Source organism: Pontibacter rugosus, assembly GCF_042678745.1.
Lineage (GTDB): Bacteria > Bacteroidota > Bacteroidia > Cytophagales > Hymenobacteraceae > Pontibacter > Pontibacter rugosus.
Genome location: NZ_JBHTLD010000471.1, coordinates 1 through 751 on the forward strand (window position 1 = coordinate 1; position 751 = coordinate 751).

The 751-nt window shown below is 35.0% G+C and carries 1 protein-coding gene; it reads left to right on the forward strand.

Going from position 1 to position 751, the window contains the following annotated elements:
* On the forward strand, nucleotides 1–685 hold a 685-nt coding region (locus ACFQ2O_RS21970), incomplete at its 5' end, for a flippase (protein WP_377533118.1).
* Between the last annotated feature and the right edge of the window lie 66 nt (nucleotides 686–751).

Sequence of the window (751 nt, forward strand, 5' to 3'; positions counted from 1 at the left end):
GCATATCAGTAAAGCAAGATACTTATTAAAAGAATCTTGGCCTTTAATGGTAAGCGGACTGGTTGTGATGGTATATATGAAAATTGATCAAATCATGATCAAAGAAATGATGAACACCACAGCTGTCGGCATCTACTCGGCAGCGATGCGTTTATCAGAAGCTTGGTACTTTGTACCTATGCTCATAAGCCAGTCTCTTTTCCCAGCAATTCTAAGTGCAAAAAAGTCCGATGAAGCCTTGTATAAACTAAGGTTACAAAGACTGCTAAATTTGATGATGTTTTTTTCTTTAGTGATTGCAATCATTTTCACTTTTCTATCAGATTGGATTATTAACTTTTTATACGGACCATCATTTGATGGAGCTGGAGATATCTTATCAATTCAAGTATGGGCTGGAGTTGCCGTATCATCAGGAGTAGTTAGTAGTAATTGGTTTTTGATAGAAGGTTTACAGAAGTATTCTATGTACCGAACTTCTGTAGGTGCTGTTATTAATGTAATTTTAAATTTAATTTTAATACCTCTATATGGCATTGCTGGTAGTGCAGTAGCTACTTTAATTTCACAGTTTGTGGCTTCTGTTTTACTTAATGCATTTTTTTCCAGTACCAGAGTTATATTCAAATTACAAACACGAGCCATCTTAGGTATTGGCTTACTGGGAAATCGCGAGCCTGTTTAACTTAAAATTCAACATATAAAAAGTTACACCTAGCCTACCCAGGCATCAAACGAAAATAAACTTTAT